Annotated in this window: 23 protein-coding genes; 9 read left to right on the forward strand and 14 right to left on the reverse strand. The window is 71.7% G+C overall.

Annotated elements, in window-relative coordinates:
- The first annotated feature begins 82 nt into the window (after nucleotides 1–82).
- The 3 genes from ACZ7M3_RS19585 to ACZ7M3_RS19595 all read left to right on the forward strand — a co-directional run bounded on the left by ACZ7M3_RS19585 (nucleotide 83) and on the right by ACZ7M3_RS19595 (nucleotide 3,165).
- Nucleotides 83–847, forward strand: coding sequence for an SDR family oxidoreductase (locus ACZ7M3_RS19585; protein WP_472064749.1), 765 nt, complete (start codon nucleotides 83–85; stop codon nucleotides 845–847).
- A complete protein-coding gene (locus tag ACZ7M3_RS19590; protein WP_472064751.1) occupies nucleotides 844–2,505 on the forward strand; it encodes a class I adenylate-forming enzyme family protein in 1,662 nt (553 codons plus the stop codon). Before ACZ7M3_RS19585 ends, ACZ7M3_RS19590 begins: the two co-directional genes overlap by 4 nt.
- A gap of 66 nt (nucleotides 2,506–2,571) precedes the next feature.
- A complete protein-coding gene (locus ACZ7M3_RS19595) occupies nucleotides 2,572–3,165 on the forward strand; it encodes a TetR/AcrR family transcriptional regulator (RefSeq protein ID WP_054231210.1) in 594 nt (197 codons plus the stop codon).
- A gap of 172 nt (nucleotides 3,166–3,337) precedes the next feature.
- On the opposite strand, the gene ACZ7M3_RS19600 is transcribed toward ACZ7M3_RS19595, so the two are convergent.
- The 7 genes from ACZ7M3_RS19600 to ACZ7M3_RS19630 form a co-directional block, all read right to left on the reverse strand.
- The gene (locus tag ACZ7M3_RS19600; RefSeq protein WP_472064753.1) at nucleotides 3,338–4,552 is read right to left on the reverse strand and encodes an acyl-CoA dehydrogenase family protein; all 1,215 of its coding nucleotides are present in this window, start codon (nucleotides 4,550–4,552) and stop codon (nucleotides 3,338–3,340) included.
- Between the two features lie 6 nt (nucleotides 4,553–4,558).
- Nucleotides 4,559–5,581, reverse strand: coding sequence for a phosphotransferase family protein (locus ACZ7M3_RS19605; protein WP_472064755.1), 1,023 nt, complete (start codon nucleotides 5,579–5,581; stop codon nucleotides 4,559–4,561).
- A gap of 356 nt (nucleotides 5,582–5,937) precedes the next feature.
- The gene (locus ACZ7M3_RS19610; protein ID WP_452976554.1) at nucleotides 5,938–6,234 is read right to left on the reverse strand and encodes a hypothetical protein; all 297 of its coding nucleotides are present in this window, start codon (nucleotides 6,232–6,234) and stop codon (nucleotides 5,938–5,940) included.
- A gap of 101 nt (nucleotides 6,235–6,335) precedes the next feature.
- Nucleotides 6,336–6,674: a DUF202 domain-containing protein gene (locus ACZ7M3_RS19615; RefSeq protein ID WP_472064757.1), complete on the reverse strand. Its 339-nt coding sequence runs from the start codon at nucleotides 6,672–6,674 to the stop codon at nucleotides 6,336–6,338.
- Nucleotides 6,671–7,063: a YidH family protein gene (locus ACZ7M3_RS19620; protein WP_054231108.1), complete on the reverse strand. Its 393-nt coding sequence runs from the start codon at nucleotides 7,061–7,063 to the stop codon at nucleotides 6,671–6,673. The genes ACZ7M3_RS19615 and ACZ7M3_RS19620 overlap by 4 nt, the downstream gene beginning before the upstream one ends.
- Nucleotides 7,064–7,094: 31 nt before the next feature.
- Nucleotides 7,095–7,616: an NUDIX hydrolase gene (locus tag ACZ7M3_RS19625; protein WP_472064759.1), complete on the reverse strand. Its 522-nt coding sequence runs from the start codon at nucleotides 7,614–7,616 to the stop codon at nucleotides 7,095–7,097.
- A 78-nt stretch (nucleotides 7,617–7,694) separates the two neighbouring features.
- Nucleotides 7,695–8,588, reverse strand: a complete 894-nt coding sequence (locus tag ACZ7M3_RS19630; protein ID WP_075027736.1) for a DMT family transporter — start codon at nucleotides 8,586–8,588, stop codon at nucleotides 7,695–7,697.
- 310 nt (nucleotides 8,589–8,898) lie between these two features.
- Here ACZ7M3_RS19630 and ACZ7M3_RS19635 point away from each other — a divergent pair, with 310 nt between their 5' ends.
- The 5 genes from ACZ7M3_RS19635 to ACZ7M3_RS19655 all read left to right on the forward strand — a co-directional run bounded on the left by ACZ7M3_RS19635 (nucleotide 8,899) and on the right by ACZ7M3_RS19655 (nucleotide 14,987).
- Nucleotides 8,899–10,554 carry an FAD-binding dehydrogenase gene (locus ACZ7M3_RS19635; RefSeq protein WP_095855531.1) on the forward strand — a complete coding sequence of 552 codons (1,656 nt, stop codon included), beginning with the start codon at nucleotides 8,899–8,901 and terminating at the stop codon, nucleotides 10,552–10,554.
- 359 nt (nucleotides 10,555–10,913) lie between these two features.
- Nucleotides 10,914–11,873: a hypothetical protein gene (locus ACZ7M3_RS19640; RefSeq protein ID WP_472064761.1), complete on the forward strand. Its 960-nt coding sequence runs from the start codon at nucleotides 10,914–10,916 to the stop codon at nucleotides 11,871–11,873.
- Between the two features lie 44 nt (nucleotides 11,874–11,917).
- Nucleotides 11,918–13,483, forward strand: coding sequence for an APC family permease (locus ACZ7M3_RS19645; protein ID WP_472064763.1), 1,566 nt, complete (start codon nucleotides 11,918–11,920; stop codon nucleotides 13,481–13,483).
- Nucleotides 13,484–13,606: 123 nt separating this feature from the next.
- Nucleotides 13,607–14,368 carry a molybdopterin-dependent oxidoreductase gene (locus ACZ7M3_RS19650; protein WP_472064765.1) on the forward strand — a complete coding sequence of 254 codons (762 nt, stop codon included), beginning with the start codon at nucleotides 13,607–13,609 and terminating at the stop codon, nucleotides 14,366–14,368.
- Entirely contained in the window at nucleotides 14,352–14,987 is a 636-nt protein-coding gene (locus tag ACZ7M3_RS19655; protein ID WP_472064767.1) for a cytochrome b/b6 domain-containing protein, read from the forward strand. The genes ACZ7M3_RS19650 and ACZ7M3_RS19655 overlap by 17 nt, the downstream gene beginning before the upstream one ends.
- Before the next feature lie 113 nt (nucleotides 14,988–15,100).
- Here the strand turns inward: ACZ7M3_RS19655 and ACZ7M3_RS19660 are convergent, their stop codons facing one another.
- The 4 genes from ACZ7M3_RS19660 to ACZ7M3_RS19675 are packed head-to-tail and all read right to left on the reverse strand — an operon-like array spanning nucleotide 15,101 to nucleotide 18,928.
- Entirely contained in the window at nucleotides 15,101–16,135 is a 1,035-nt protein-coding gene (locus ACZ7M3_RS19660; protein ID WP_472064768.1) for an L-idonate 5-dehydrogenase, read from the reverse strand.
- Nucleotides 16,136–16,183: 48 nt separating this feature from the next.
- Complete coding sequence (locus tag ACZ7M3_RS19665; protein WP_472064770.1) at nucleotides 16,184–16,942, reverse strand: SDR family oxidoreductase; 759 nt, start codon at nucleotides 16,940–16,942, stop codon at nucleotides 16,184–16,186.
- A 31-nt stretch (nucleotides 16,943–16,973) separates the two neighbouring features.
- The gene (locus ACZ7M3_RS19670; protein ID WP_472064772.1) at nucleotides 16,974–18,371 is read right to left on the reverse strand and encodes a GntT/GntP/DsdX family permease; all 1,398 of its coding nucleotides are present in this window, start codon (nucleotides 18,369–18,371) and stop codon (nucleotides 16,974–16,976) included.
- 38 nt (nucleotides 18,372–18,409) lie between these two features.
- The gene (locus tag ACZ7M3_RS19675; protein WP_351527403.1) at nucleotides 18,410–18,928 is read right to left on the reverse strand and encodes a gluconokinase; all 519 of its coding nucleotides are present in this window, start codon (nucleotides 18,926–18,928) and stop codon (nucleotides 18,410–18,412) included.
- Nucleotides 18,929–19,070: 142 nt separating this feature from the next.
- Here ACZ7M3_RS19675 and ACZ7M3_RS19680 point away from each other — a divergent pair, with 142 nt between their 5' ends.
- Nucleotides 19,071–19,772, forward strand: a complete 702-nt coding sequence (locus ACZ7M3_RS19680; protein WP_351303742.1) for a FadR/GntR family transcriptional regulator — start codon at nucleotides 19,071–19,073, stop codon at nucleotides 19,770–19,772.
- Between the two features lie 5 nt (nucleotides 19,773–19,777).
- On the opposite strand, the gene ACZ7M3_RS19685 is transcribed toward ACZ7M3_RS19680, so the two are convergent.
- The 3 genes from ACZ7M3_RS19685 to ACZ7M3_RS19695 form a co-directional block, all read right to left on the reverse strand.
- On the reverse strand, nucleotides 19,778–20,152 hold the full coding sequence (locus ACZ7M3_RS19685; protein ID WP_159055199.1) for a YchJ family protein: 375 nt from the start codon (nucleotides 20,150–20,152) through the stop codon (nucleotides 19,778–19,780).
- Nucleotides 20,153–20,204: 52 nt separating this feature from the next.
- A complete protein-coding gene (locus tag ACZ7M3_RS19690) occupies nucleotides 20,205–21,593 on the reverse strand; it encodes a M1 family metallopeptidase (protein ID WP_351303748.1) in 1,389 nt (462 codons plus the stop codon).
- A gap of 74 nt (nucleotides 21,594–21,667) precedes the next feature.
- Nucleotides 21,668–25,543 (reverse strand): Pls/PosA family non-ribosomal peptide synthetase, encoded by a 3,876-nt coding sequence (locus ACZ7M3_RS19695; protein WP_472064775.1) that lies wholly within the window; start codon nucleotides 25,541–25,543, stop codon nucleotides 21,668–21,670.
- Nucleotides 25,544–25,797: the final 254 nt, after the last annotated feature.

The following is a 25,797-nucleotide window of genomic DNA, read 5'->3' on the forward strand; positions in this document are numbered from 1 at the left end:
GCCCTTCCCCTGCTACATACCGACTGGTTAGTCTGGGGTCGCAGCTGAGCCGTGTTGTGTCGCGTCGTGTCGAAGGAGACCGATGGTGGAAGCCGTGCAAGATGCGGGAGTGGTCGTCACCGGGGCCGGAGGCGGTATCGGGGCCGCGCTGGCCCGTCGTTTCGCCGCCGAGGGGGCCCGGGTCGTCGTCAACGACCTGGACGCCGCCAAGGCGAAGGCCGTGGCCGAGGAGATCGGGGCGATCGCGGTTCCCGGCGACGCGTCCGCGATCGTGGCCGAGGCCCGGGACGCCCTCGGGGGCACCATCGACGTCTACTGCGCCAACGCGGGCCTCCCCTCGGCGGGCAGTGAGTCGGCCGACGAGAAGGTCTGGGCGCTCGCCTGGGACGTCAACGTGATGTCGCACGTCCGGGCGGCCCAGGAGCTGCTCCCGGCCTGGCTGGAGCGCGGCAGCGGCCGGTTCGTCTCCACCGTCTCCGCCGCCGGACTGCTCACCATGATCGGCGCCGCGCCCTACAGCGTCACCAAGCACGGCGCGTACGCCTTCGCCGAGTGGCTGTCGCTGACGTACCGCCACCGCGGCGTGAAGGTGCACGCGATCTGTCCGCAGGGCGTGCGCACCGACATGCTCGACGCCACCGGCAGCGCGGGCGACCTGGTCCTGCAGCCCACCGCCATCGAGCCGGAGGCCGTCGCCGACGCGCTGTTCGCGGGGATCGAGGAGGACCGCTTCCTGATCCTGCCGCACCCCGAGGTCGCCGGGTACTACCAGGTGCGGGCCGCCGAACCGGACCGCTGGCTGACGAACATGAACCACATCCAGCAGAAGTGGGAGGCGACCCGGTGACCACCTACGCCGACCGGCCCTGGGTGGCCCTCCTCAATGACGCCCAGAGCGGCCCGGTGAGCCCGGCCGACTCTCTGGTGCACGCCCTGCGCGGCGCCGTGGCGGACGCTCCGGACCGCGCCGCGCTCGCCTACTTCGACGGGCGGCTGAGCTACCGCGAGGTGGACGAGCTGAGCGACTCGGTCGCCGGGCACCTCGCCGCCCGCGGTCTGGAGCGCGGCGACCGCGTCGCGATCCTGCTCCAGAACTCCCCGCACTTCGTGCTCGCGCTGCTCGGCGCCTGGAAGGCGGGCGCGACCGTCGTGCCGGTCAACCCGATGTACAAGTCGGGCGAGGTCCGCCACGTCCTGCACGACGCGGACGTACGCGCCCTGGTGTGCTCCGACCGCGCGTGGGAGTCGTATCTGCGCGAGACGGCCGCCGACTCGGCCGTGAGCGTCGTCCTCACGGCGTGTGAGTTGGATTTCCAGACTCGGGGCGACGCACGGGTGCTGACCTTCGAGCGGCTGCCGCAGGCCGCGGACGCCGACGATCTGGTGGCGGTCGCCCGGGCGGGCCACAAGGTCCCCGCGGGGCGTGACGCGGAGCCCTCCGACATCGCGCTGATCAGCTACACCTCGGGGACGAGCGGCACCCCCAAGGGGGCCACCAACACGCACGGCAACATCATGTACAACGCCGAGCGGCAGCGGACGGGCCTCGGGCTGCCGGAGGCGCCCGTCTACTTCGCGATGGCGCCCCTGTTCCACATCACCGGGATGGTCTGCCAGCTCGCCGCCTGCCTCGACAGCGTGGGCACGCTCGTCCTCGCCTACCGCTTCGAGGCGGGGGTCGTCCTCGACGCGTTCGCCGAGCACAGGCCGCTGTACACGGTCGGCCCGTCGACCGCCTTCATGGCACTCGCGGCGCATCCGGCGGTCACGCCGGACCACTTCGCCTCCTTCGTGAACATCTCCTCGGGCGGCGCGCCACTGCCGCCGGCCCTGGTGGAGAAGTTCCGGGCCGGCTTCGGGCCCTACATCCGCAACGGCTACGGACTCACCGAGTGCACCGCGCCCTGCGCCTCCGTACCGCCGGGCCGGGAGGCTCCCGTCGACCCGGTCTCGGGCACGCTGGCCGTCGGTGTGCCGGGCCCCGACACGGTCGTACGCATCGTCGACGACCAGGGCCAGGAGGTGCCCTTCGGCGAACAGGGCGAGATCCTCGTACGAGGCCCCCAGGTCGTGCCCGGCTACTGGCGCCGCCCCGAAGCCACCGCCGAGACCTTCCCGGACGGTGAGCTGCGCACCGGCGACATCGGATTCATGGACCCCGAGGGCTGGCTCTACGTTGTCGACCGCAAGAAGGACATGATCAACGCGTCCGGCTTCAAGGTGTGGCCCCGCGAGGTCGAGGACGTGCTCTACACGCACCCCTCGGTCCGGGAGGCGGCCGTCGTCGGCATCCCCGACGGCTACCGCGGCGAGACCGTGAAGGCCTACATCAGCCTGCGGCCCGGCGCGGAAGAGGACCCCGACGCGCTCGCCGCGTACTGCAAGGAGAGACTGGCCGCCTACAAATATCCGAGGCATGTGGAGATCCTGCCCGAGCTGCCGAAGACGGCGAGTGGCAAGATCCTCCGACGGGAACTGCGTTCCCGTCCCCAGGACTCCCAGTAGACGACCAGTAGACGTCCAGTAGACGAAGCGTTTCACCGGACAACGCTTGAAAGGCAGGTGGCGGCAGTGCCCAGGACGACGGACGGAGACGGTACGCCCGTCCCGCAGCGGCTCTTGGCCGCCGCCACCAGGCTCTTCGCCGAGCAGGGCTACGACCGCACATCCGTGCAGGAGATCGTGGAGGCGGCGGGCGTCACCAAGGGCGCCCTGTACCACTACTTCGGCTCCAAGGACGACCTCCTGCACGAGGTGTACGCGCGTGTGCTGCGGCTTCAGCAGGAGCGGCTGGACGCGTTCGCCGATGCCGACGCGCCGGTCGAGGAGCGCTTGCGGGGCGCCGCCGCCGACGTCGTCGTCACCACGATCGACAACCTCGACGACGCGGCGATCTTCTTCCGTTCCATGCACCACCTCAGCCCCGAGAAGGACAAGCAGGTGCGCGCCGAGCGCCGCCGCTACCACGAACGCTTCCGCGCGCTCGTGGAGGAGGGCCAGAAGAAGGGCGTCTTCTCCACCGCCACCCCGGCGGACCTGGTCGTCGACTACCACTTCGGCTCGGTGCACCACCTGTCGACCTGGTACCGCCCGGACGGCCCCCTCACCCCCCAGGAGGTCGCCGACCACCTGGCCGACCTGCTGCTGCGCGCGCTGCGGCCATAGCCCTTCGGCCGCGGGTGGGCGGGGCCTTGTCGCGCGGTTCCCCGCGTCCCTTCAGGGGCGCGGGGAACCGCGCGATCTTTCGCGGGGGTCTGGGGCGCGGCCCCCGGGGGACGGGAACGGGTAGGGGCGGCGGGGGCGAAGAAGCCCCACACCGCCCCACCGGACCGGACGGTCACACGTACTTCTTGATCTCCCGTCGCGCCAGCGACCGCTGGTGCACCTCGTCCGGGCCGTCCGCGAGCTTCAGCGTCCGCGCGCTCGCCCACAGCTCGGCCAGCGGGAAGTCCTGGCTGACACCGCCCGCGCCGTGCAGCTGGACCGCCTTGTCGAGGATGTCGACGACCGTGCGCGGAGTGGCGATCTTGATGGCCTGGATCTCGGTGTGGGCGCCCCTGTTGCCGACGGTGTCCATCATCCAGGCGGTCTTCAGGACCAGCAGACGCAGCTGTTCGACGGCGACGCGCGCGTCCGCGATCCAGTTCTGGACCACGCCCTGCTGAGCGAGCGGCTTGCCGAAGGCCGTACGGGACACGGCCCGGCGGCACATCAGCTCGATCGCCCGCTCGGCCATGCCGATCAGCCGCATGCAGTGGTGGATGCGGCCCGGGCCGAGCCGCGCCTGGGCGATGGCGAAACCGCCGCCCTCCTCGCCGACGAGGTTCCTCACCGGGACGCGGACATGGTCGAAGACGACCTCCGCGTGCCCGCCGTGGGAGTGGTCCTCGTAGCCGTACACCTGCATGGCGCGCCGGACTTCGAGCCCCGGGGTGTCGCGCGGGACCAGGACCATGGACTGCTGGCGGCGGATGTCCGGCCCGTCCGGGTCCGTCTTGCCCATCACGATGAAGATCTTGCAGTCGGGGTTCATCGCCCCGGAGATGTACCACTTGCGGCCGGTGATCACGTACTCGTCACCGTCGCGTTCGATGAGCGTGGTGATGTTGGTGGCGTCGGAGGAGGCCACCTCCGGCTCGGTCATCGCGAACGCCGAGCGGATGTCACCGGCGAGCAACGGCTCCAGCCACTGCTTCTTCTGCTGCTCGTCGCCGAACTGCGCGAGCACCTCCATGTTGCCGGTGTCCGGCGCGGCGCAGTTCAGCGCGGTGGGCGCCAGGTGCGGGCTGCGGCCGGTGATCTCGGCGAGCGGCGCGTACTGGAGGTTGGTCAGCCCGGCGCCGTACTCCGCGTCGGGCAGGAAGAGGTTCCACAGGCCCTGCCTGCGGGCCTCCGCCTTCAACTCCCCGACCACGGCGGGCGTGTCCCAAGGCGAGGCCAGCCGGGCGCGCTGCTCCTCCGCCACCGCCTCCGCCGGGTAGACGTACTCGTCCATGAAGGCGAGCAGCTTCCCGCGCAGTTCCTCGGTACGCGCGTCGAATGCGAAGTCCATCTCGGATCAGCCTTCCTGAAGAGTGGTCAGACCGTGCTCGATGAAGAACGGGACCAGTTCACCGATGCGGTCGAAGCCGGCGCCGACCGTCTGGCCGAGCGTGTAGCGGTAGTGGATGCCCTCCAGGATCACGGCGAGCTTGAACCAGGCGAACGCCGTGTACCAGGCGACGTCGGACACATCGCGCCCCGAGCGCGCGGCGTACCGTTCGACGATCTCCGCCGGGTCCGGGTGCCCGGCGGCCGAGGCGGTCGTGCTGATGGGGGAGTCGGGCAGGTCCAGCGGCGCGCTGTACATCACCAGCAGGCCCAGGTCGGTGAGCGGATCGCCGAGCGTGGACATCTCCCAGTCCAGGATCGCCTTGATCCGGTCGTCCTCGCCGATCAGCACGTTGTCGAGCCGGTAGTCGCCGTGCACGACGGAGGGCGCGGGGGAGCGCGGCAGCTCACGGCCGAGGGCGGCGTGCAGTTCGTCGATCCCGGCGAGCTCACGGTTCCTGGAGGCGTCCAGCTGCTTGCCCCAGCGGCGCAACTGCCGGTCGAGGAAGCCCTCGGGGCGCCCGAAGTCGGCGAGGCCCACGGCGGCGGGGTCGACGGCGTGCAGTTCGACGAGCGTGTCGACGAGCCCGAGCACCGCGTCCCGGGTGCGCTCCGGGCCGAGCGGGGCGAGCTGCTCGGCGGTGCGGTACGGGGTGCCGGCCACGAACTCCATGACGTAGAAGGGCGCGCCCAGTACCTCGTCGTCCTCGCACAGCAGGACCGGACGAGGTACGGGGACGGCGGTCGGGTGCAGCGCGCTGATGACGCGGTGCTCGCGCTTCATGTCGTGCGCGGTGGCCAGTACGTGCCCGAGCGGGGGCCGTCGGACGACCCAGCTCGTGGTGCCGTCCGTGACCGCGTACGTGAGGTTCGACCGTCCGCCCTCGATCAGCCGGCCGGTCAGCGGGCCGTGCACCAGACCGGGCCGCTCACCGTCGAGCAGGCCGCGCAGTCGGTCGAGGTCGAGACCTGGCGGGTGGTCGGGACTCATCATTTCTCCTGCAGCCGGGAAACGGGACGTGACCATGATGCCGACCAGTCGGTATGTCGTCCAGCGCCCGGGCGAAACGTGATCGGCGTCTCCCTCCGTGAGCCGGGGGAGACGCCGGGGCGTGCTTGCCTCTAGGGCCGGTCCGTCGGATCATGCCGCAGACGCGGGGCTTGGCACGCACATCTGCGGCGTTGTCGTCGCTCGCCGACTCCCCCGAACTCTCGGCTTCGCTCGAGCAGGGGGGACCCCCACCGTGTCGAATCCCTCCTCCGCCTTGCGGCTGCACGCACCAAGCCCCGCTCACCAGCCTTCGTGAGGCACCGCCCGTTTCTGCGACCTGATCCGCCGGACAGGCCCTAGTGGTCGTCCCAGTGGCCGTCGTGCTCGGCGTGGCGGTGGCCGTCGTGCAGGTAGTCGACGTGGTCGCCGTGCGCGACCGCGGGGTGCCCGCAGCCCTCGCCGTGCCGGTGGCCGTGCTCGCCGTGCGCCGTGTGACCGCTCGGCTCGCACTCGTCCCAGTGCCCGGAGTGCTCCCGGTGCAGATGTCCGTCGTGCGCGTAGTCGACGTGGTCCCCGTGCGGCACGGCGGCGTGCCCGCAGTCCGGGCCGTGGGTGTGCTCGTGGGTCGGATGCTCCAGGTGAAGGATGGTCATGGTGCTCACCTTCGCGAGTGGCGTGAAATGACGGCTCAGGCTAGCGCCAGAAAGAGCAGTATTCATCGCTATTTGCATCGTTACGCCCCATTTGATCTCGCTCAGAACACCAGTGCCACCGCGCACACGGCCAGGGCGACCGTGCACAGGGTCGCCGCCGTCGCGTGCCGCGGCGCGAGCGCGGGCGGACCGTCGGTGCCGGGCGTCGCGAGCACCCGGATGCGTCGGTGCGCGAGCGCCAGGAAGCCCAGCCACAGCGCGCAGCACAGGGCGCAGACCGCCACGTCGATCGCCGACGGGCCGCCGTGCAGCGCCGCCTTCGCCGCGAGGACCGCGGCGACGGTGCTCGACAGGGTCGTACGCCGCCACGCGAGCCGCGTACGCTCCGGCTGCAGCCCTGGGTCCCGCTCGGGACGGTGCCGGGGGCCGGGCACGGTCACCCTTCCCAGCCGACGAGGACGACGACGACCATCGCGACGGCCACGATCGCGACGGCGATGCTCAGCAGTGCCGGGAAGCGCGACACGGGAAGGTCCTCCCCGCGGCGCATCGCGCGCTCGCAGCGCACCCAGTGGTTGACGGCGCGCAGTGAGCAGAGCACGCCCGCCGCCAGCAGGGCCAGCGCGAGGCCGACCCGCCAGCCCCAGCGCAGGTCCGGCAGGAACTGATCCACGGCGAAGCCGCCGCCGATCAGCGCCAGCGCGGTGCGCAGCCAGGCGAGGAAGGTCCGCTCGTTCGCCAGCGAGAAGCGGTAGTCGGGCGTGACGCCCTCCTGCCGGACCTCCTCGGGTGCGAACCACAGCCGGACGTTCCGCACGAATTCGATCACGTCATCGACCCTACCGGGGCCCGGCGGGAGCTCAGTCGGTGCCCGTCGCCCGGTAGTCCTTCAGGCGCTCGTACGCCGCCAGGCCGTCCGGCACCCACGTCCAGTCCGTCAGGTGCCGCTCCACCTCCTCCTCGGTGAGGAAGTCGTGCCAGGCGACCTCCTCCGTCTGGGGGTTCACCGGGAGCGCGCAGCGGACCTCGTAGACGGCCGACCACCAGGTCTGGCCGGAGCCGTTGTCGTAGAGGAACGTGAAGAGGGGGACCGGCTGAGGGAGTCCGGAGACCCCGAGTTCCTCCTCGGCCTCGCGCAGGGCCGCGCAGTCGTAGGACTCGCCCGCGCCCACGACCCCGCCGACGAACATGTCGTACAGGGAGGGGAAGACGAGCTTGGTGGGCGTGCGGCGGTGGACGAAGAGGCGGCCCCGGGCGTCCCGGGCCTGGATGAACACGCAGCGGTGGCGAAGACCGCGCGCATACGCCTCGCCGCGCGGGGACTGCCCGATGACCACGTCGTTCTCGTCCACGATATCGAGGATCTCGTCAGCGGCGCTCATGGCCCCATCCAAGCAGCCGCCGGCACCGGGCGCGGTGCGCGCCGTCCGTGCGGCCCGACGCGGCGCCGTCGTACGCCCTCAATGCGGCTGGAGGTCCCGTACCGACTCGGTCTTGGTGGTGCCCGACGGCATCGCGGGGTGCATGCCCAGCAGGACGATTCCCGCCACGATCGCCGCGAGCCCCGCCGCTTCCCAGGTGAGTGCCCCCACGTCCGTGTGCAGCTTGTCCCCGAGGAAGCCCACGCCGCACACGATTCCGGCCAGCGGCTGGGCGGCGGTGAGCGCGGGCAGCGACATCCGCAGCTCCGCCGTCTCGAAGGCGCTCTGCACCAGCACGAGACCCGTCACCCCGAGCGCGAGCACCCCGTACGGCTGCCAGCCGGTCAGCAGCTCACTGAAGCCGCCGGCTCCGAACCGCTCCCCGCTGACCCGGGTGAGCGCGTCCTGCACGCCGTACAGCAGCCCCGCGGCCAGCGCGAGCAGGACGGGCGCCGCGGTCATCCGGGAGCGCTTGGCGTAGGTGGTGAGCAGCAGCGCGAGCCCGATCATGATCCCGATGATCAGCCAGTGCCGCAGCGGATCGGTCACCGAGTCGCCGCCCTTGGGCTTGCCCGCCACGATGAACGCCGTGACCCCGCCCGCGAGCAGGACGAGGCCCGCCCAGCCCTGGCGGCCCAGCGGGTGCTTGGTCTGGTGGCGGGTGAGCGCGAGCGCGAAGAGCAGATTGGTCGCGAGGAGGGGTTCCACCTGGGAGATCTCGCCCTTGCCCAGGGCGACCGCGCCGAGGACCATGCCGCACACCATGAGCCCGATGCCGCCCAGCCAGCGCGGCACCCGGATGAGGTCGAGCAGCAGCCGCCAGGACAGGAAGTCGCTCAGCGGGGCGTGCGAGGCGGCGTTCTGCTGGAGCACGAAACCGAAGCCCAGACAGCAGGCCGCGCTCACCGAGAGGATCAGAACGAGAACCGACACGCTGGGTACCTCGATACGTTCGGGTGAGCACGGGTCACGGGCGCGTATTCCCGCCGACTGTAGTGCCATCGACCGGGGCCTGCCCACGGGAGTACCTGGAACCGGGCAGTTGACTCGGTCACTCTTCTTGCCGAAGGATCTGACCGATCAGTAACAACGGCTGGTCGAGCGGCGGCCCTGCCTGTTCGACCGGCACCGACGCCTGATGTCTTCCGTACCACTGTCTCATCAACCCACGACGATGCCGCCGGCTCGTGACGAAGCCGACAGAAGCCGACCGGAAACGTCGGCAGGCCGAGAGGACGGGCCCATGGCCTACGACGCAGATGTGATCGTGATCGGAGCGGGCCTCGCGGGGCTCGCCGCGACCGCGGAGCTCGTCGACGCGGGCCGCAAGGTGATTCTCCTCGACCAGGAGCCGGAACAGTCGATCGGTGGCCAGGCCCACTGGTCCTTCGGCGGACTCTTCTTCGTGAACTCGCCCGAGCAGCGCCGGATGCGGATAAAGGACAGTCACGCGCTCGCCCTCCAGGACTGGATGGGCACGGCCGGCTTCGACCGGGCCGAGGACCACTGGCCGCGCCGCTGGGCCGAGGCGTACGTGGACTTCGCGGCCGGTGAGAAGCGGTCCTGGCTGCACCAGCAGGGGGTCCGCTTCTTCCCGGTGGTCGGCTGGGCGGAGCGCGGCGGCTACGACGCCAACGGTCACGGGAACTCCGTGCCGCGCTTCCACATCACGTGGGGGACCGGGCCCGGAGTGGTCGCGCCCTTCGAGCGGCGGGTACGCGCCGGGGTCGCCCGGGGGCTCGTCCAGCTCAAGTTCCGCCACCGGGTGACCGGGCTGTCCCGCAGCGCGGGGACCGTCGACACGGTCACCGGGGAGATCCTGGAGCCGTCCGGCATCGCGCGCGGGCAGGCCAGCAGCCGTACGGTCGCCGGGGCGTTCGAGCTCAAGGCGCAGGCGGTGATCGTCACCTCGGGCGGCATCGGCGGCAACCACGACCTGGTCCGCGCGAACTGGCCCGAGCGGCTCGGCACGCCGCCCGAGAAGATGGTCGCGGGCGTCCCCGCGCACGTCGACGGCAAGATGCTCGCGATAGCCGAGGAGACGGGCGCGCACCTCATCAATCGCGACCGCATGTGGCACTACACCGAGGGCATCCAGAACTGGAACCCCATCTGGGAGAACCACGGCATCCGCATCCTGCCGGGCCCCTCCTCCCTGTGGCTGGACGCCCGCGGGAACCGGCTCCCGGTGCCGCTCTTCCCGGGCTTCGACACCCTCGGCACGCTCGAGCACATCATGAAGACCGGATACGAGTACACGTGGTTCGTGCTCGACCAGAAGATCATCGGCAAGGAGTTCGCGCTCTCCGGCTCGGAACAGAACCCGGACCTGACCGGCAAGTCGATCAGGGACGTGATCGGCCGGGCGCGCGCCGACGTACCGGGCCCCGTCAAGGCGTTCATGGACAACGGCGCGGACTTCGTCGTCGAGAAGGATCTGGGTGCCCTGGTGCGCGGCATGAACGCCCTCACCAAGGAGCCGCTGATCGACGAGGCCGCGCTGCGCCGCGAGATCGTCGCGCGCGACCGGGAGATCGCGAACCCCTTCACCAAGGACCTTCAGGTGACGTCGATCCGCGGCGCCCGCAACTACCTCGGGGACAAGCTGATCCGTACGGCCACCCCGCACCGCATCCTGGACCCCAAGGCGGGTCCGCTCATCGCCGTCCGCCTCCACATCCTCACCCGCAAGAGCCTGGGCGGCCTGGAGACCGACCTCTCCTCGCGCGTACTGACCGAAGGCGGCGACCCGCTCTCCGGCGTGTACGCGGCAGGCGAGGCGGCCGGCTTCGGCGGGGGCGGAGTCCACGGCTACCGCTCCCTGGAGGGCACCTTCCTCGGGGGCTGCCTCTTCTCCGGCCGCACGGCGGGCCGAGCGGCAGCCGAGGCGGTGAGCTGACCCTCGCAGGAGTCCGGGCCCGTCGCCCCGGGCCCGCATCCCGCTGTGGCGGGCCCGGCTCCGCGGGGGACCGTTCCGTGGTCGGTTTTCAGCCGTGCCCCGGACTGCGGGGAGCCGGGGCACGGGTGCGGCCCGACCCCCGCGGGGAGTCGGGCTCGCCCGCGGAGAGAGCCGTCCCACCAGCCCGTTCCCGTCCCGAAGAGCGTGCGAGGCAACATCAACTCTGCGCCATTCAAGGGAAGTTGTAACGTGCAGCGGATCGATCGGGCCTTGACGTAAACCCTCAGCCAAGGGTTTGCTGTGCGTGATCACCACTTGACTAGCCGCTTGACCAGCCGCGTCTGTGAGGAAGCCCCGCGGTGTCGCCACCCCCGCCACCCCCTCCTCCCCTCGGCCGTGGCCGCAAACGCACGGTCCACGCCTTCGACGCCGCGCTCGACGACTCCGAACTCGTCGCCGCGCGCGCCTCGTTGGCCCAGGGGCGATGGACCGCGGTCCGCGCACTGCTCGCCGCCACCGGCGACGACTGGGACCGCCGCGGACACCGCGTCACCGTCCTCGCCCAGGAGCCCGCCACCCTCGCCTGGGCCCGTGACTGGCAGCTCGCGGAACCCGAGTCCGCCGACGCCGCCGTACTCCTCGCCTGCGCCACCGTCCAGCGCGCCCTGCACGGCAAGGACCGCCCGGAGCGGGCCCGCGAGGCCTGCGACGCCGCCGCCGCGCTCGCGCCCGCCGACCCGACCCCCTGGCTCGGCCTGCTGATCCTGGAGCGTGCGCGCGGCACCGAGGGCGACGTGGTCCGGCTCTTCGACGAGGTGCGCCACCGCTACCCCGAGCACCACCACGCCCACCACCTGATGGTCGCCCGGCTCGCCGAGCGCCGCGCCGAGGCCGGTCAGGACCCCCTCCACGAGGTCTACGACTTCGCGAACTGGGCGGCCGAACAGGCGCCCGCCGACTCTCCGCTCGCGATGCTGCCCGTCGTCGCGCACGCCGAGCGCTATCGCGTGCTGGCCGGCGCCGGCAGCGAGTCCACCGACCCCGCCGCCTCCGGGCACTGGGTCGGACGCCGGGCCCGCCAGGTGATGAAGGCCGCCTTCGACTGGTGGCTGGAGTGGGAGCGCGAGGACCACCCCCGCCGCCACCTCGACCTCAACTTCCTCGCCCACGCCAAGTTCTGCGAGGGCCGGGGCGCCGAGGCCGCCGCCCTGTTCCACCGCATCGGCCCGCACGCCACCCCGGAGCCGTGGTCGTACCCGGACCGCGACCCGTACCAAGCCTTCCGTGCCGCTCGCGACAGCGCCGTGGGCACGGTGTGACCCCACCCACAAGAAGTCGAGAAACCCGAAAGGACGGCCCCGCGATGACGACGGGCAGTTCGAGCACCTCGAGCAGTTCGCACACGGGTAGACCCGCCACGACCGGTGGCGCCATCAGCACCTTCAAGGGCCAGGACCGCGCCCTGCACGCGGGCCGGCTCGGCACGGGAGGTCTGCTGCTCTCGGTCCTCGCGGCGACCGCCCCCCTCATGGTGGTCGCGGGTGTCATGCCCACCACATTCGCGGTGATGGGCATCGTCGGACAGCCGCTGCTCTTCGTCATCCTCGGCGTGGTGCTGGTGCTCTTCAGCGTCGGGTACGCCGAGATGAGCCGCCACGTCCACAACGCGGGTGCCTTCTACGCCTACGTCGCCCGCGGTCTCGGCGGCACCGCGGGCGCCGGCGCCGCCGCGGTCGCGCTCGTCGCCTACAGCGCCCTGCAGTTCGGCATCTACGGCATCTTCGGCTTCGAGGTCTCCGGGCTGTTCGCCACCTACGCCCACGTGGAAGTCGCCTGGTGGATACCGGCGCTGATCGCCGTCCTCGCCGTCGGCGCGCTCTCCTGGCTGAAGATCGACGTCAACGCGCTTGTACTCGGCGTCCTCCTCGTCATCGAGGTGGCGCTCGTCGTCATCTTCGACATCGCGGCCGTCGCCGACCCCGCCAAGGAGGGCCTCTCCCTGCACGCCTTCAACCCGGACACGCTCACCGGGGCGGGCGTCGGCACCGCGCTGTGCTTCTGCATCGCCGCCTTCACCGGCTTCGAACAGGCACCGGTGTACGCCGAGGAGACGAGTCGCCCGCACATCCTCGTCCCGCGCGTGATGTTCCTGGCGATCGGCTTCGTCGCCGTCTTCTTCGCGCTCAGCTCCTGGGCGCTGACCGTCGCCGCGGGCCCCTCCGGGATCGTCGGGGCGGCGCAGAAGCAGAGCGCCGGACTGCTGTTCTTCCTCACCGAGTCGCGCCTCGGGGGCGCCTTCACCGACGTCCTGCACGTCCTCTTCGTGACCGGCATGTTCGCGGCGCTGCTCAGCTTCCACAACGTCGTCGCGCGGTACGCCTTCGCCATGGGCCGCGAAGGGCTGCTGCCCTCCGCCTTCGGCCGGACCACCGGCAGCAGCGGCGCGCCCGGCACCGGCTCGCTGCTGCAGACCGGCGTCTCCGCGATCGTGCTGATCGCGTTCGCCGTGACCGACGACAAGCCCACCGGCGACCCGACCGCGCCCGTGCTGCACCTGTTCACCTGGGCCGGCAACGTCGGCGCGCTCGGCGTCATCCTGCTGATGGCGGCGGCCTCGGTCTCGGTGATCGTCTTCTTCGCCCGCCGCGGCGCCGCCCGCGCCCAGGCCTGGCGCCTGGCCACCTCGGCGATCGCGGCCGTCGCCCTCCTCGTGATCGCGGGCTACACGGTCAAGGACTTCGACATCCTGGTCGGGGCCGGTCCGGACTCCGTGCTCAGCTGGCTGCTGCCCGCCCTGATCGCGGCCGCCCTGGTCGTCGGCCTGGTGCAGGGCCTGGTGCTGCGCTCCCGCAAACCCGAGGCGCACGCCCGTATCGGCCTGGGCAACGAGGCGTTCCAGCTGGACAAGGCGGCGGAGTCCACCCCCTGACCTTGATCCGGCGCCCCGATCCGGGGCTCCCGTTCTGAGAAGCGTGTGAGAAGTGGTTACGGAAGTCTGACGAGCACCCGCTGCCGCTGGCCTCAAGGGGGTCGCGGGTGCTCGTATAGGTGGGTGAACCCTGAACAGTCCCCACGGCGGGGACCGGACCGGCCCCGGGAACGCCCGCCGGAGGACCCGGAAGCCTCCGGCGCGCCCATCGGCCGCCGGCTCCTGCTCGGCACGCTCGGACTCGGCGCCTTCGGCGTGCTGGCCGCGCCCACCCTGCAGCGCGGCCTGGAGTCCCTCTTCGCCGACGACCCCACGGGGCTGACCGGCCTGCTCCCCAACGGCGGCGGTTTCCGCTACTACTCGGTGACCTCCTCCGTCCCGCACAAGGACGCGTCGAACTACCGCCTCACCATCGACGGCCTGGTCGACCACCCCCGCAGCTACACCCTGGCCGACCTCAAGGCCCTGCCGCAGACCCGGATCGTGCACGACGTCCAGTGCGTCACGGGCTGGCGGGTGCCCGGCACCCCCTTCGAAGGCGTACGGCTGTCCCATCTCCTGGACGCCGCCGGGGTCCAGACGAAGGGCCGCGCGATCCGCTTCTCCTGCTTCGACGGGGCGTACACCGAGAGCCTCACGCTCCAGCAGGCCCGGCGCCCCGACATCCTGGTGGCCCACCGCATGCAGGACAAGCCCCTCGGCCACAACCACGGCGGCCCGGTCCGCCTCTACGTCGCCCCCATGTACTTCTACAAGTCCGCCAAGTGGCTCTCCGGCATCACCGTCACCGAGGACGTCCGTCCCGGGTACTGGGAGGACCGTGGCTACGACGTGGACGCGTGGGTCGGCCGTTCGAACGGACGCGACGATGCACCCACGAGTTGACGACACCCCGGCCCGCGCCGCGCCCGCGTCGCGCGTACGGCGCTTCAGCCACGCCGAGCGCTGGGTGCACCGCGTGACCGCCCTGCTGATGGGGATCTGCGTGGCGACGGCGGCGTGCCTGTACCTCCCGATGTTCGCCGAGCTCGTCGGCCGCCGTGAGCTGGTGGTCAGGATCCACGAGTGGGCGGGCCTCATGCTCCCGGTACCGGTCCTGGCGGGCCTGGTCTCCCGCGCCTTCCGCGCGGACCTGGGCCGCCTCAACCGCTGGGGCCCGCACGACCGTACGTGGCTGCGCGCGGCGCTACGACGGGACCGGCGCCCTTCGTCCCGACCCGCGGCCAAGTTCAACGCGGGCCAGAAGACCTACGCCGCCTGGATCGCCGGCGCGACCCTGGTCATGCTCGCCACGGGGCTGCTGATGTGGTTCACCCACCTCGCCCCCCTGATGTGGCGCACCTCGGCGACCTTCGTCCACGACTGGCTGGCGCTCACGATCGGTGTCGTCCTCGCGGGCCACATCGGCATAGCCCTGGGCGACCCGGAGGCCCGCCGCGGCCTGCGCACGGGCTCGGTGAGCCAGGAGTGGGCGGAGCGCGAGCATCCCCTCTGGCGGCCCTAGGAGTTGTCGAGTGTGCCGGGGGCCTGCAGGCCCCCGGCACACCCCTAGGTCCTGTCGTCACATTCCTGTCGTCCGCCCGGAGGGTGGGGCAGACGGGAACGTGACGACAGGACCTAGTCCTGCGGGACCTCGAAGTCCAGCAGTACCTTGCAGGAGCGGCTGCGGTCCGCGGCCAGGGCGAACGCCGACTCCGCCGCACCGAGCGGGACCACCGCGCTGACCAGGGAGTCGAAGCGCGGCTCGGCCGCGAGCAGGACCAGCGCGTCGTCGAACTCCGCGTCGAAGCGGAACGCGCCCCGCAGCTCGATCTCCCGGCTCACCACCAGGTTCCCCGCGAACGGACTCTGTCCCGGCGGCAGCATGCCGAGCTGGACGACGACCCCGCCGCGCCGCACCAGGCGCAGGCAGGTGTCGAGGCCCGCGGCCACCCCGGACGCCTCGACGGCGACGTCGACCTCCGTCGGCCACCCAGGATCGGCGGGATCGTCGGCCCGTACCACCGCGTCCGCGCCCGCCGCGTCGGCGTACGACAACGCCTGCGGCAGCAGGTCCGTCACGGTCACCCGGGCCGCGCCCGCGGCCTTCGCGGCGGCCACCACGAGACAGCCGATGGGCCCGGCCCCGGTCACCAGGACATGCCGGTCCTTCACCGCACCGGCCCGTCGGACGGCGTGCAGCGCCACCGAGAGCGGCTCGGCGAGCGCCGCCCGCCGCAGCGGGAGCCCCGCGGGCAGCTCCCTCAACTGCCGGGCGGGCACCACCACTTGGGCGGCGAACCCGCCCTGCACATGCGGGGTGCGCGCCGCGCTGCCCAGATAGCGGGTGTCCCGACAGACGTTCGCCCGCCCGTCGGCGCACTCCGGGCACACCCGGCACGGGGTCGCCGGGTGCACCGCCACGGCCGTACCCGGCGCGGGACCGGTGGCCCCGTCGCCGTACGACAGCACCGTCCCCACGACCTCGTGGCCCAGCACCATCGGCTCGCGCAGCCGGAAGTCCCCGACGCCGCCGTGCCGCCAGTAGTGGAGGTCCGACCCGCACACCCCGCCGTACCGGACGGCGACGAGTGCCTCGCCGGGCCCGGCGGAGGGGACCGGCAGTTCGTCGACCCGCAGGTCACCCTGCCCGTGAATCACACAGCCGAGCATCGTCAGGCCCCTTTCGCCGCGTTCACCGCGTGCACCGGGCGGTCCGCTTCACAGCACACTCGTCATACCGCCGTCGACGTACAGCACCTGCCCGCTCACGAAGTCCGCCGCGGGCGAGGCGAGGAAGAGCACCCCGCCGACCAGGTCCTCCGTACGGCCCCACCGGCCGGCCGGGGTGCGCCGCCGCACCCAGGCGCTGAACTCCTCGTCCTCGACGAGGGGCTGGGTCAGCTCCGTCTCGATGTAGCCGGGGCCGAGCCCGTTCACCTGTACCCCGTACTGCCCCCAGTCCGCGCACATGCCCTTGGTGAGCATCTTCAGCGCGCCCTTGGTGGCCGCGTACGGGGCGATACCCGGACGGACGACCTCGCTCTGCAACGAGCAGATGTTGACGATCTTGCCGTGGCCGCGTTCCGTCATCCGTCGCGCCGCCTCGCGGCCGACCAGGAACGCGCTGGTCAGATTGGTGTTCAGGATCCGGTGCCAGTCGGTGTCCGTGAACTCCAGGAGCGGGGCCCGCAGTTGCATGCCCGCGTTGTTGACGAGGATGTCGAGCGGGCCCACCCGGTCCTCGACGTCGGCTATTCCGGCGGCCACCGAGGGGCCGTCCGTGACGTCGAAGACCGCGGTGTGGACGTCGCCGGACAGCTCCGACGCGGCCTGGGTCAGCCGGTCGGCGTCCCGCCCGTTGAGGACGACCGTGCAGCCCGCCTCCAGGAGCCCGCGGGCGAGCGCGAACCCGATGCCCCGGCTGGAGCCGGTGACCAGGGCCCTGCGACCACTGATGTCGAACAGGGGGTGGCTCATCCCCGTACTCCCGTCTCTCATCCTCGTACCCCTAGATGACCAGCGACAGCAGCAGGACCAGCCCGCCCGCCACCACCGAGATGATCGTCTCCATGACGGACCAGGTCTTGACGGTCTGGCCGACGCTGAGGCCGAAGTACTCCTTGACCAGCCAGAAGCCGGCGTCGTTGACGTGGCTGAAGAACAGCGAGCCGGCGCCGATCGCGAGGACCAGGAGCGAGGTGTGGGCGGTGGACATGTCGGCCGCGAGGGGCGCGACCAAGCCGGCGGCCGAGATGGTGGCGACGGTCGCGGAGCCGGTCGCGAGGCGGATGGCCACCGCGATCAGCCAGGCGAGCAGCAACGCGGGGATCGACCAGTCCTTGGAGATGTCCAGGATCATCTGGCCCACGCCGGATTCGATCAGGGTCTGCTTGAAGCCGCCGCCCGCGCCCACGATCAGCAGGATGCCCGCGATGGGGGCGAGGGACTTCTCGACGGTGGTGGAGATGCGGTCCTTGGTGAAGCCGGCCGCGCGGCCCAGCGTGAACATGCCCACGATCACGGCCGCGAGCAGGGCGATCAGCGGGGAGCCGACGACGTCGAACACGCGCTGCACCATGTGGGTGGGGTCGTCCACGATGATGTCGACCAGCGCCTTGGAGAGCATGAGGACGACCGGCAGCAGCATGGTGGCGAGGGTGGCGCCGAAGCCGGGACGCTTGTCGAGTTCCTCGGAGGCGCGGGTGGGGATCATGCGGTCGGGGGCCGGGACGTCGACCCAGCGAGCCGCGACCTTCGAGAAGAGCGGGCCCGCGATGATCACCGTCGGGATGGCGACCAGGACGCCCAGCGCGAGCGTGATGCCGAGGTTGGCCTTGACCGCGTCGATCGCGACCAGCGGGCCGGGGTGCGGCGGGATCAGGCCGTGCATCACGGACAGACCGGCCAGCGCCGGGATGCCGATGCGCATCAGGGAGTAGTTGCCGCGCTTGGCGACCATCAGTACGACCGGGATCAGCAGCACGATGCCGACCTCGAAGAACAGCGGCAGACCGATCACCGAGGCGATCAGGACCATCGCCCAGGGCATGGCGCGGCCGCCGGCCTTGGCGAGGATGGTGTCGACGATCTGGTCGGCGCCGCCGGAGTCGGCGAGGAGTTTGCCGAGGATCGCGCCGAGCGCGATCAGGACGCCGACCCCGGCGACGGTGGTGCCGAGGCCGGTGGTGAAGCTGGTGATGGTCTTGTCGAGCGGGGCCCCGGCGAAGGCGCCGAGGGCGAGCGAGCCGATGGTCAGGGCCAGGAATGCGTGCAGCTTGAACTGGGTGATGAGCAGGACGATGACGGCGATGCCCGCCAGCACGGCGATGCCCAGCTGAGCATGGCCCGCCGAGGTGATCGGCTCGACGGTGTCCGCTGCCAGCATCTCGACGCTGAGTCTGGTCACGGTGGTCCCTTGCTTGAGAAACGTACGTGGGGAAGGTGTTAGAGCGAGGGCTGGGCAAGCCCCTGGAGTGCGGTCACGGCCCGTTCGGTGATCTCCCCGGGGTCGCCTGAGACGTCCACGGAGACACCCGCCTCGTCCGCTTCCAGCGGCTGGAGGGTGGCGAACTGCGAGTCCAGCAGCGCCGTCGGCATGAAGTGCCCCTGACGGTGCGACATCCGGTCCTCGATGAGCGCGCGGTCACCGGTCAGATGGACGAAGACGACCCCGGGCGCCTCGGCCCGCAGTCGGTCGCGATAGCTGCGCTTGAGCGCCGAACTGCTGACCACCCCGCCGAGCCCGTGCCGGTCGTGCGCCCAACGGCCGATGGCGTCCAGCCACGGCCAGCGGTCGTCGTCCGTCAGCGGGGTCCCGGCCGACATCTTGGCGATGTTGGCCTGCGGGTGGAAGTCGTCGCCCTCGGCGTACGGAACGCCGAGCCGGGCCGCAAGCAGGGGACCGATGGTGGTCTTGCCGGTGCCTGCGACGCCCATGACCACGACGACATGGGGGGTGCTCATCGCTGCCTCACTGTCTACGTCACTGTCTTCGTCGACATCTGATGTCGACGACACTGAAACTCATTAGGTACGACGAATTCAAGAGTGTGTGACATATAAGTCTGACTTTTTGTTCCAGGGCCTCGCCTCGTACGCTGACCCCATGACCACACGGGGCCGGGGGCTGCACGGACAGGTATTGGAATCCCTCGGGCCGGCGATCACGGCGGGCGAGTACCCGCCGGGGAGCGTGCTGCGCACCGACGAACTCGCGCAGCGCTTCGAGGTGTCACGCTCCGTGATGCGCGAGGCGGTCAGGGTGCTGGAGTCCATGGACCTGGTCGAGTCCCGCCGCCGCGTCGGCGTCACGGTCCGCCCCAAGGCGGAATGGAACGTGTTCGACCCTCAGGTCATCCGCTGGCGGCTGGCCGGCGCCGACCGCCCCCACCAACTGCGTTCGCTCACCGTGCTGCGCTCCGCCGTCGAACCGATCGCCGCGGGCCTGTCCGCCCGGCACGCCACCGCCGCGCAGTGCGCGGAGCTCACCGAGTGCGCCCTCGGCATGGTGGCCAACTCACGGGGCCACAAGCTGGAGGAGTACCTCGTCCACGACATGGCCTTCCACCGGGTGATCCTCAACGCCTCCGGCAACGAGATGTTCGCCCGTCTCGGTGACGTGGTCGCCGAGGTCCTCGCGGGCCGCACCCACCACGAGGTGATGTTCGAGGACCCCGACCCGGCCGCCGTCACCCTGCACGTCCAGGTCGCGGAGGCGGTCCGCGCGGGCGACGCGTCCCGCGCCGAGGAACTCACCCGCAAGATCACCGTCGGCGCGCTCCAGGAACTGGACATCCTCGCGCCGTAGGCGTCCTACCCCAGGAAGTCGCCGTCGACGTACACCCAGGCCCCGTCGACCCGCTCGAACCGGCTTCGCTCGTGCAGCGAACCGCCCCGGTAGGAGGCCCGGAAGGTCACGGTCCCCACGGAGTGGAAGGCCGACCCCTGCCCCGTGTCGAGAATCTCCAGACCCGTCCACCGCATCCCCGGGTCGAAGTCGACCCGCGCCGGCCGTGTCCGCGGATGCCAGGTCCGCAACAGATACCCCTCGTCCTCCTTGACGAAGGCGCAGTACCGCGACCGCATCAGACGCTCCGCGGTCGGCGCGGGCGCCTCACCGCGGTGGAAGCGCCCACAGCACCGCGCGTACGGCTCGGGCAGCCCGCACGGGCAACTACGACTGGTCATGACCGCCATTCTCTCCCGGCCCGCAGGGGCCTCTCTCCCGGCCCGGAGGGCGCTACGCCGAGTCGGCGTTGGTCGGCGGGTACGTCGGGCGGGCCGGCATCGGCGCGACCGGTACGGCCAGGGTGGGCAGCGGCGGCAGCTTCGCCGTACGCAGCCAGGCCCCGAACAGGTCGTCCAGCGGCTCGGCCGAGTACCGGGCGGCATGCGCGGTGAACGCCGCCGTGGTGACCGCGCCGCCCCGGTGCAGGGCGGCCCAGCCGCGCAGCATACGGAAGAAGGCGTCGTCGCCCATCGCGCAGCGCAGCGCGTGCAGGGTGAGCCCGCCGCGCTCGTAGAGCCGGTCGTCGAACATCAGCTTGCGCCCCGGGTCGGACAGCACCAGGTCCTTCGGCTGCCCGGACAGCTTGCGGTGCGCGAGAGCGGCCAACTGCTGGGCCGTACGGCCTCCCGACCGCTCCGACCACAGCCACTCGGCGTACTTCGCGAAGCCCTCGTTCAGCCAGATGTGCCGCCAGTCCGCGATGGACACGCTGTTGCCGAACCACTGGTGCGCCAGCTCGTGCGCGACCAGCCGCTCCGAACCCCGCGCCCCGTCCACGTGGTTGGCGCCGAACAGCGACAACCCCTGTGCCTCGACGGGGACATCGAGCTCCTCCTCGGTCACCACGACGGCGTACTCGCCGAACGGATACGGCCCGAAGATCTGCTCGAACAGCTCCATCATCGCGGGCTGCCGCGCGAAGTCCCGGGAGAACGCGGCGAGCAGGTGCGCGGGCAGATGCCCCGTCTGCGGTACGCCGCCGAGCCCGGGGTCGCCGAGCAGCACCGTCTGGTACTTCCCGATCGACAGCCCGACCAGATAGCTGGAGGTCGGCGCCGCCTGCTCGTACACCCAGGTCGTCGTCGACGCCTTCGTCGTGCGGGTGAGCAGCCGGCCGCCCGCCACCACCGAGTACGCCGACGGCGTCGTGATCGAGATCTGGTACGAAGCCTTGTCGGCGGGGCGGTCGTTGCACGGGTACCAGGAGGGCGCGCCGATCGGCTGGCTCGCCACCAACGCCCCGTCCTCCAGCTCCTCCCAGCCGAGCTCGCCCCAGGGGCTGGGGACCGGCTTGGGGTTGCCCGACCAGTGCACCTCCACGGTGAACGCGGCCCCGGCCCGTATCGGCTTCGGCGGGCGGATGCGCAACCGGCCGCCCCGGTGCGTGTAGTGCGGTGCCTTGCCGTCGACCCGGACCCGGCCGATCCTGAAGTCGGCCAGGTTCAGCTGGAACTCGGCCAGTGGAGCCCGGCCCGCTATGGCGTTGAGCCGCGCGGTGCCGGACAGCCGGTTGGGGCCGGGGCGGTAGTCCAGCGCGAGCTCATACCGGTGCACCCGGTAACGGGGATCACCGTTGGCCGGGAAGTACGGGTCCGAACCCACTGTCTGCTGAACGCTCACGCTTGCGTCTGCTCCCTGCGCTGTGCTCGTACGACGTGCCGGTGCACCGTCCCCGGACGCCGTACGGGCCGCGCCTAGGAACGCCATGCCTCGATCGGGTTGCCCAGCCAGCGGGTGTCGTCGGGGACGGACTCCGCCGCCATGACGAGCGACGCGGGTCCCAGCGTGCTGCGCGCCCCGACTGTGCTGCCGGGAAGGACGATTCCGCCCGGGCCCAGAGTGGCGCCCTCACGGAGGACAACAGTATCCGTCCGCAAGATCCGGTCGTGGAAGAGGTGGGTCTGCAGGACACAGCCCCGGTTGACCGTGGTCGCGTCCTCCAGGGTCACCAGGTCCGTCTCGGGTAGCCAGTAACTCTCGATCCATGCGCCCTTGCCGATATGGGCGCCGAGGCCGCGCAGCCACGCCGTCATCAGCGGCGTACCGGGCACGGATCCGGCCAGCCACGGCACGGCGACGACCTCGACGAAGGTGTCCGCCAGCTCGTTGCGCCACACGAAACCGCTCCACAGCGGGTGCTCGCCCGCCCGGTGCCGGCCCACCAGCAGCCACTTCGCCACGATGGACGTCAGGCAGGCCAGCACACCGACGCCCAGGAACACGATTCCGGCCAGCAGCGGCGCCCAGACGCCCAGCGCGCTGAGCGCGGCGACGGTCAGCACCGCCAGCGCCGCCGAGCAGAACACCGGCACGATCCGGCACAGCTCCACGAGGGCCCGCGCCCACAGCAGCCGCGCGGGCGGGTCGTAGGTACGGCTCTGATCGCCGTCCTGCGTCGAGCGCGGCAGCTTCACCGGCGGCAGACCCAGGTACGAGCTGCCCTTCTTCGCCTTCTTCGGGGTCGCCGACAGCACCCCGACCAGCCCGCCGTCCGGCACGCTGCGGCCCGGCGCGGTCATCCCGGAGTTGCCCAGGAAGGCCCGGCGGCCGATCTCGGCACGCCCGATCCGCATCCAGCCGCCGCCCAGTTCGTACGGCGCGGTCAGGGTGTCGTCGGCGAGGAAGGCGCCCTCGCCCACGGTGGTGAGACTCGGCAGCGCGAGGACGGTGGAGACCTCGGCACCCCGGCCGATCTTCATGCCGAGCAGCCGCAGCCACACCGGCGTGATCAGCCCCGCGTACAGCGGGAACAGCGTGTCGCGCGAGCGGTCCATCAGCTGCGTAACGGTCCAGGCCTGCCAGCCGATCCGGCTGTGCGTCGGGTACGTGCCTTCGCGCAGGCCCAGGCTGAGCAGACGCACACCGATCAGGAGCAGCAGCGCGTACGCGAGCCCGAAGGTGAGCGTGGCCGGGACCAGCGCGAGCGCCGCGCCGCGCAGGGCCGCACCGAGCCCGGCGTCCGCGCTCACGAACAGATGAGCCACCAGGAGCGCGGCCACGGCGGAAAGAACGGGCAGCGCGGTCAGCGCGAAACCGGTCGCGCCGTACATCGCCCGCCAGTACGTGCCCCGGCGCGGACGCTCCTTGGGCCAGGCACGCTTCGCCTTGCCGAGCTTGCCGGCGGGCGCTCCGGCCCAGCGCTGCCCGGTGGGAATCTGCCCGGCGACCGCCGAGCCCGGCGCCACCTCGGCCCGCTTGCCGACGCGCGCGCCCGGGAAGAGGATGCTGCGCGTCCCGACCACCGCACCGGCGCCGACCTTGACCTGCCCGATCTCCAGCCGGTCACCGTCCAGCCAGTACCCCGACAGGTCCACCTCGGACTCGACGGCGGCACCCCGGCCCAGCTTGAGCATGCCGGTCACCGGCGGCAGCGAGTGCAGATCGACGTCCTTGCCGACCTTGGCGCCCAGGGCGCGCGCGTACCGCTCCAGCCAGGACCCGGTCAGCGAGGCCGCGCCACTGAACTCGGCCAGCCGCTCGGCGGTCCACAGCCGCAGATGCACGCTTCCGCCGCGCGGATGGCGCCCGGGCTTCACCCGGCGCAGCAACAGCCGCGCCCCGCCCGCCGCGATCGCGAGCCGCCCCGGCGGGCTGTAGAGCACGACCGCCCCGGCGCCGACGAGCCACCACGGGGCGCTCAGCGCCCAGGGGTAGGGACCGAACCAGTGCAGTACGTTCCCGAGCGCGGCCAGCGCCACGGTCCAGCGCAGCCCCATCAGCGTGAACAGGGGGATCAGCAGGAACAGCTGGGCCACCTTGGCGCGCAGCGGCACCGGGGCGATCACCCGATCGCCGCCGTCGTCCTGCGCGGACTTCTCCAGGTGCCGGGCCAGCTTGCGCAGGACGGGCTGCTGGTAGATGTCGAGCACGGCGGCGCTGGGATAGCGGGTGCGCAGCCGGGTGGTGAGCTGGGCGGCGGCGAGGCTGCCACCGCCGATCGCGAAGAAGTCGTCGGACCCGCTGCCGACCGGGATGCCGAGGACCTCGCTCCACTGCTCGGCGAGCCAGGCCTCGGTGCCGTAGAGCTGTTCCTTCGCACCGCCGGTCTCCAGGCCCTCCAGGGGCCAGGGAAGCGCGTTGCGGTCGACCTTGCCCGAAGTACGGGTCGGCAGGTCCGCGACCGGGGCGAGCAGCGGGACGAGGGCCGCGGGCAGTTCGGCGCGCAGCTTCTCGACGGCGGCTGCCTGGTCCCAGCCCTCCTGGGTGACGACATAGCCGACGAGCAGCTGGTTGCCGCTGCGGGCGGTCCGGACGGCGGCGGCGGCGCCCGCCACACCGGGGAGCGCCTGGAGCGCCGTGTCGACCTCGCCGAGTTCGATGCGGCGCCCGCCGAGCTTGATCTGCTCGTCGGCCCGCCCGAGGAAGATCAGCCCCTCCGGCTCGGCCTTGACGAGGTCACCACTGCGGTACGCCCGCTCCCAGCCGAGCGACTTGAGCGGCGCGTACTTCTCCGCGTCCTTCTCGGCGTCGAGATACCGGGCGAGACCGACCCCGCCGATCACCAGCTGGCCGCTGTCGCCCATGGCCACGGGCTCGCCGGCCTCGTCGACCACGGCCAGCTCCCAGCCGTTCAGCGGGAGCCCGATCCGGATCGGCTCCTCGCCGGTCATGAGGGAGGCACAGGCGACGACGGTCGCCTCGGTGGGCCCGTAGGTGTTCCACACCTCGCGGCCCTCGGTCACCAGCCGCTGGACCAGCTCGGGCGGGCAGGCCTCACCGCCGAAGATCAGCAGCCGTACGTCGGCCAGGGCCTCCGGCTCCCAGAGCGCGGCGAGCGTCGGCACGGTCGAGACGACGCTGATCTCCTGCTCGACCAGCCAGGGTCCCAGGTCGGCGCCGCTGCGCACCTGGGAGCGCGGCACGGGCACCAGGCAGGCGCCGTAGCGCCAGGCCAGCCACATCTCCTCGCAGGAGGCGTCGAAGGCGACGGACAGGCCCGCCATGACCCGGTCACCGGGCCCGATCGGGTCCTCGGTGAGGAACAGCTCCGCCTCGGCGTCGACGAACGCGGCGGCGCTGCGGTGACTGACGGCCACGCCCTTGGGCTTGCCCGTGGACCCGGAGGTGAAGATGATCCAGGCGTCGTGCTCGACATCGGGGCGCGCGGCGGGCACCTCGGAGGTGCCGTTGACGGTCAGCCGGTGCCCGGCCCCGATGACGGCCCGCACCTCCGCCTCGCCGAAGACCAGCTCGGCCCGCTCGTCGGGGTCCTCGGCGTCCACCGGCACATAGGCGGCGCCCGCGGCCAGTACGGCGAGGATGGCGACGTACAGCTCGTTGGTGCCGGAGGGGACGCGGACGCCGACCCGGTCGCCGAGGCCCACCCCGGCGTCGCTCAGCCGCCGCCGCAGGGCCTCGACCTCGACGGCCAGGGCGCGGTAGGTGAGGACCCGGTGGCCGTCGTCGAGGGCGGGCTCGTCGGGGTGGGCCCGGACGGAGGCGTCGAGGATGTCGACCAGCGTGCGCGGCGAGGCGGCGACGGAGGCGGAGAAGCGCGCCGGGTCGCCGAACTCCGCGCGCACCTCCTCGTCGAACAGCGCGAGTGCGGGGCCTTGCTCGAGGGCTGCCATCGGGTCCTCACGTGTCGTTCCCGGAGCGTCCGGGGAGCTGGTGGGCCCGCAGGTATGCCTGGGGATATTCCGGTCCAGCTCCAAACAAGCCTTGAATTTTAGTACGACGCTAGTCGCGTACCTGGTCATCAGCCATGTGAGGACGCCGTACGCGGGCACCGGAACCACTGATTCCGGTGGGGCGACGGGGCTCTGACATGGGGGTATGTCATCCTGACGAGATCTGCCCCACATCTGTCCGTGACGCGGCGAAC

The sequence above is a fragment of the Streptomyces sp. NPDC111656 genome (genome assembly GCF_055656965.1).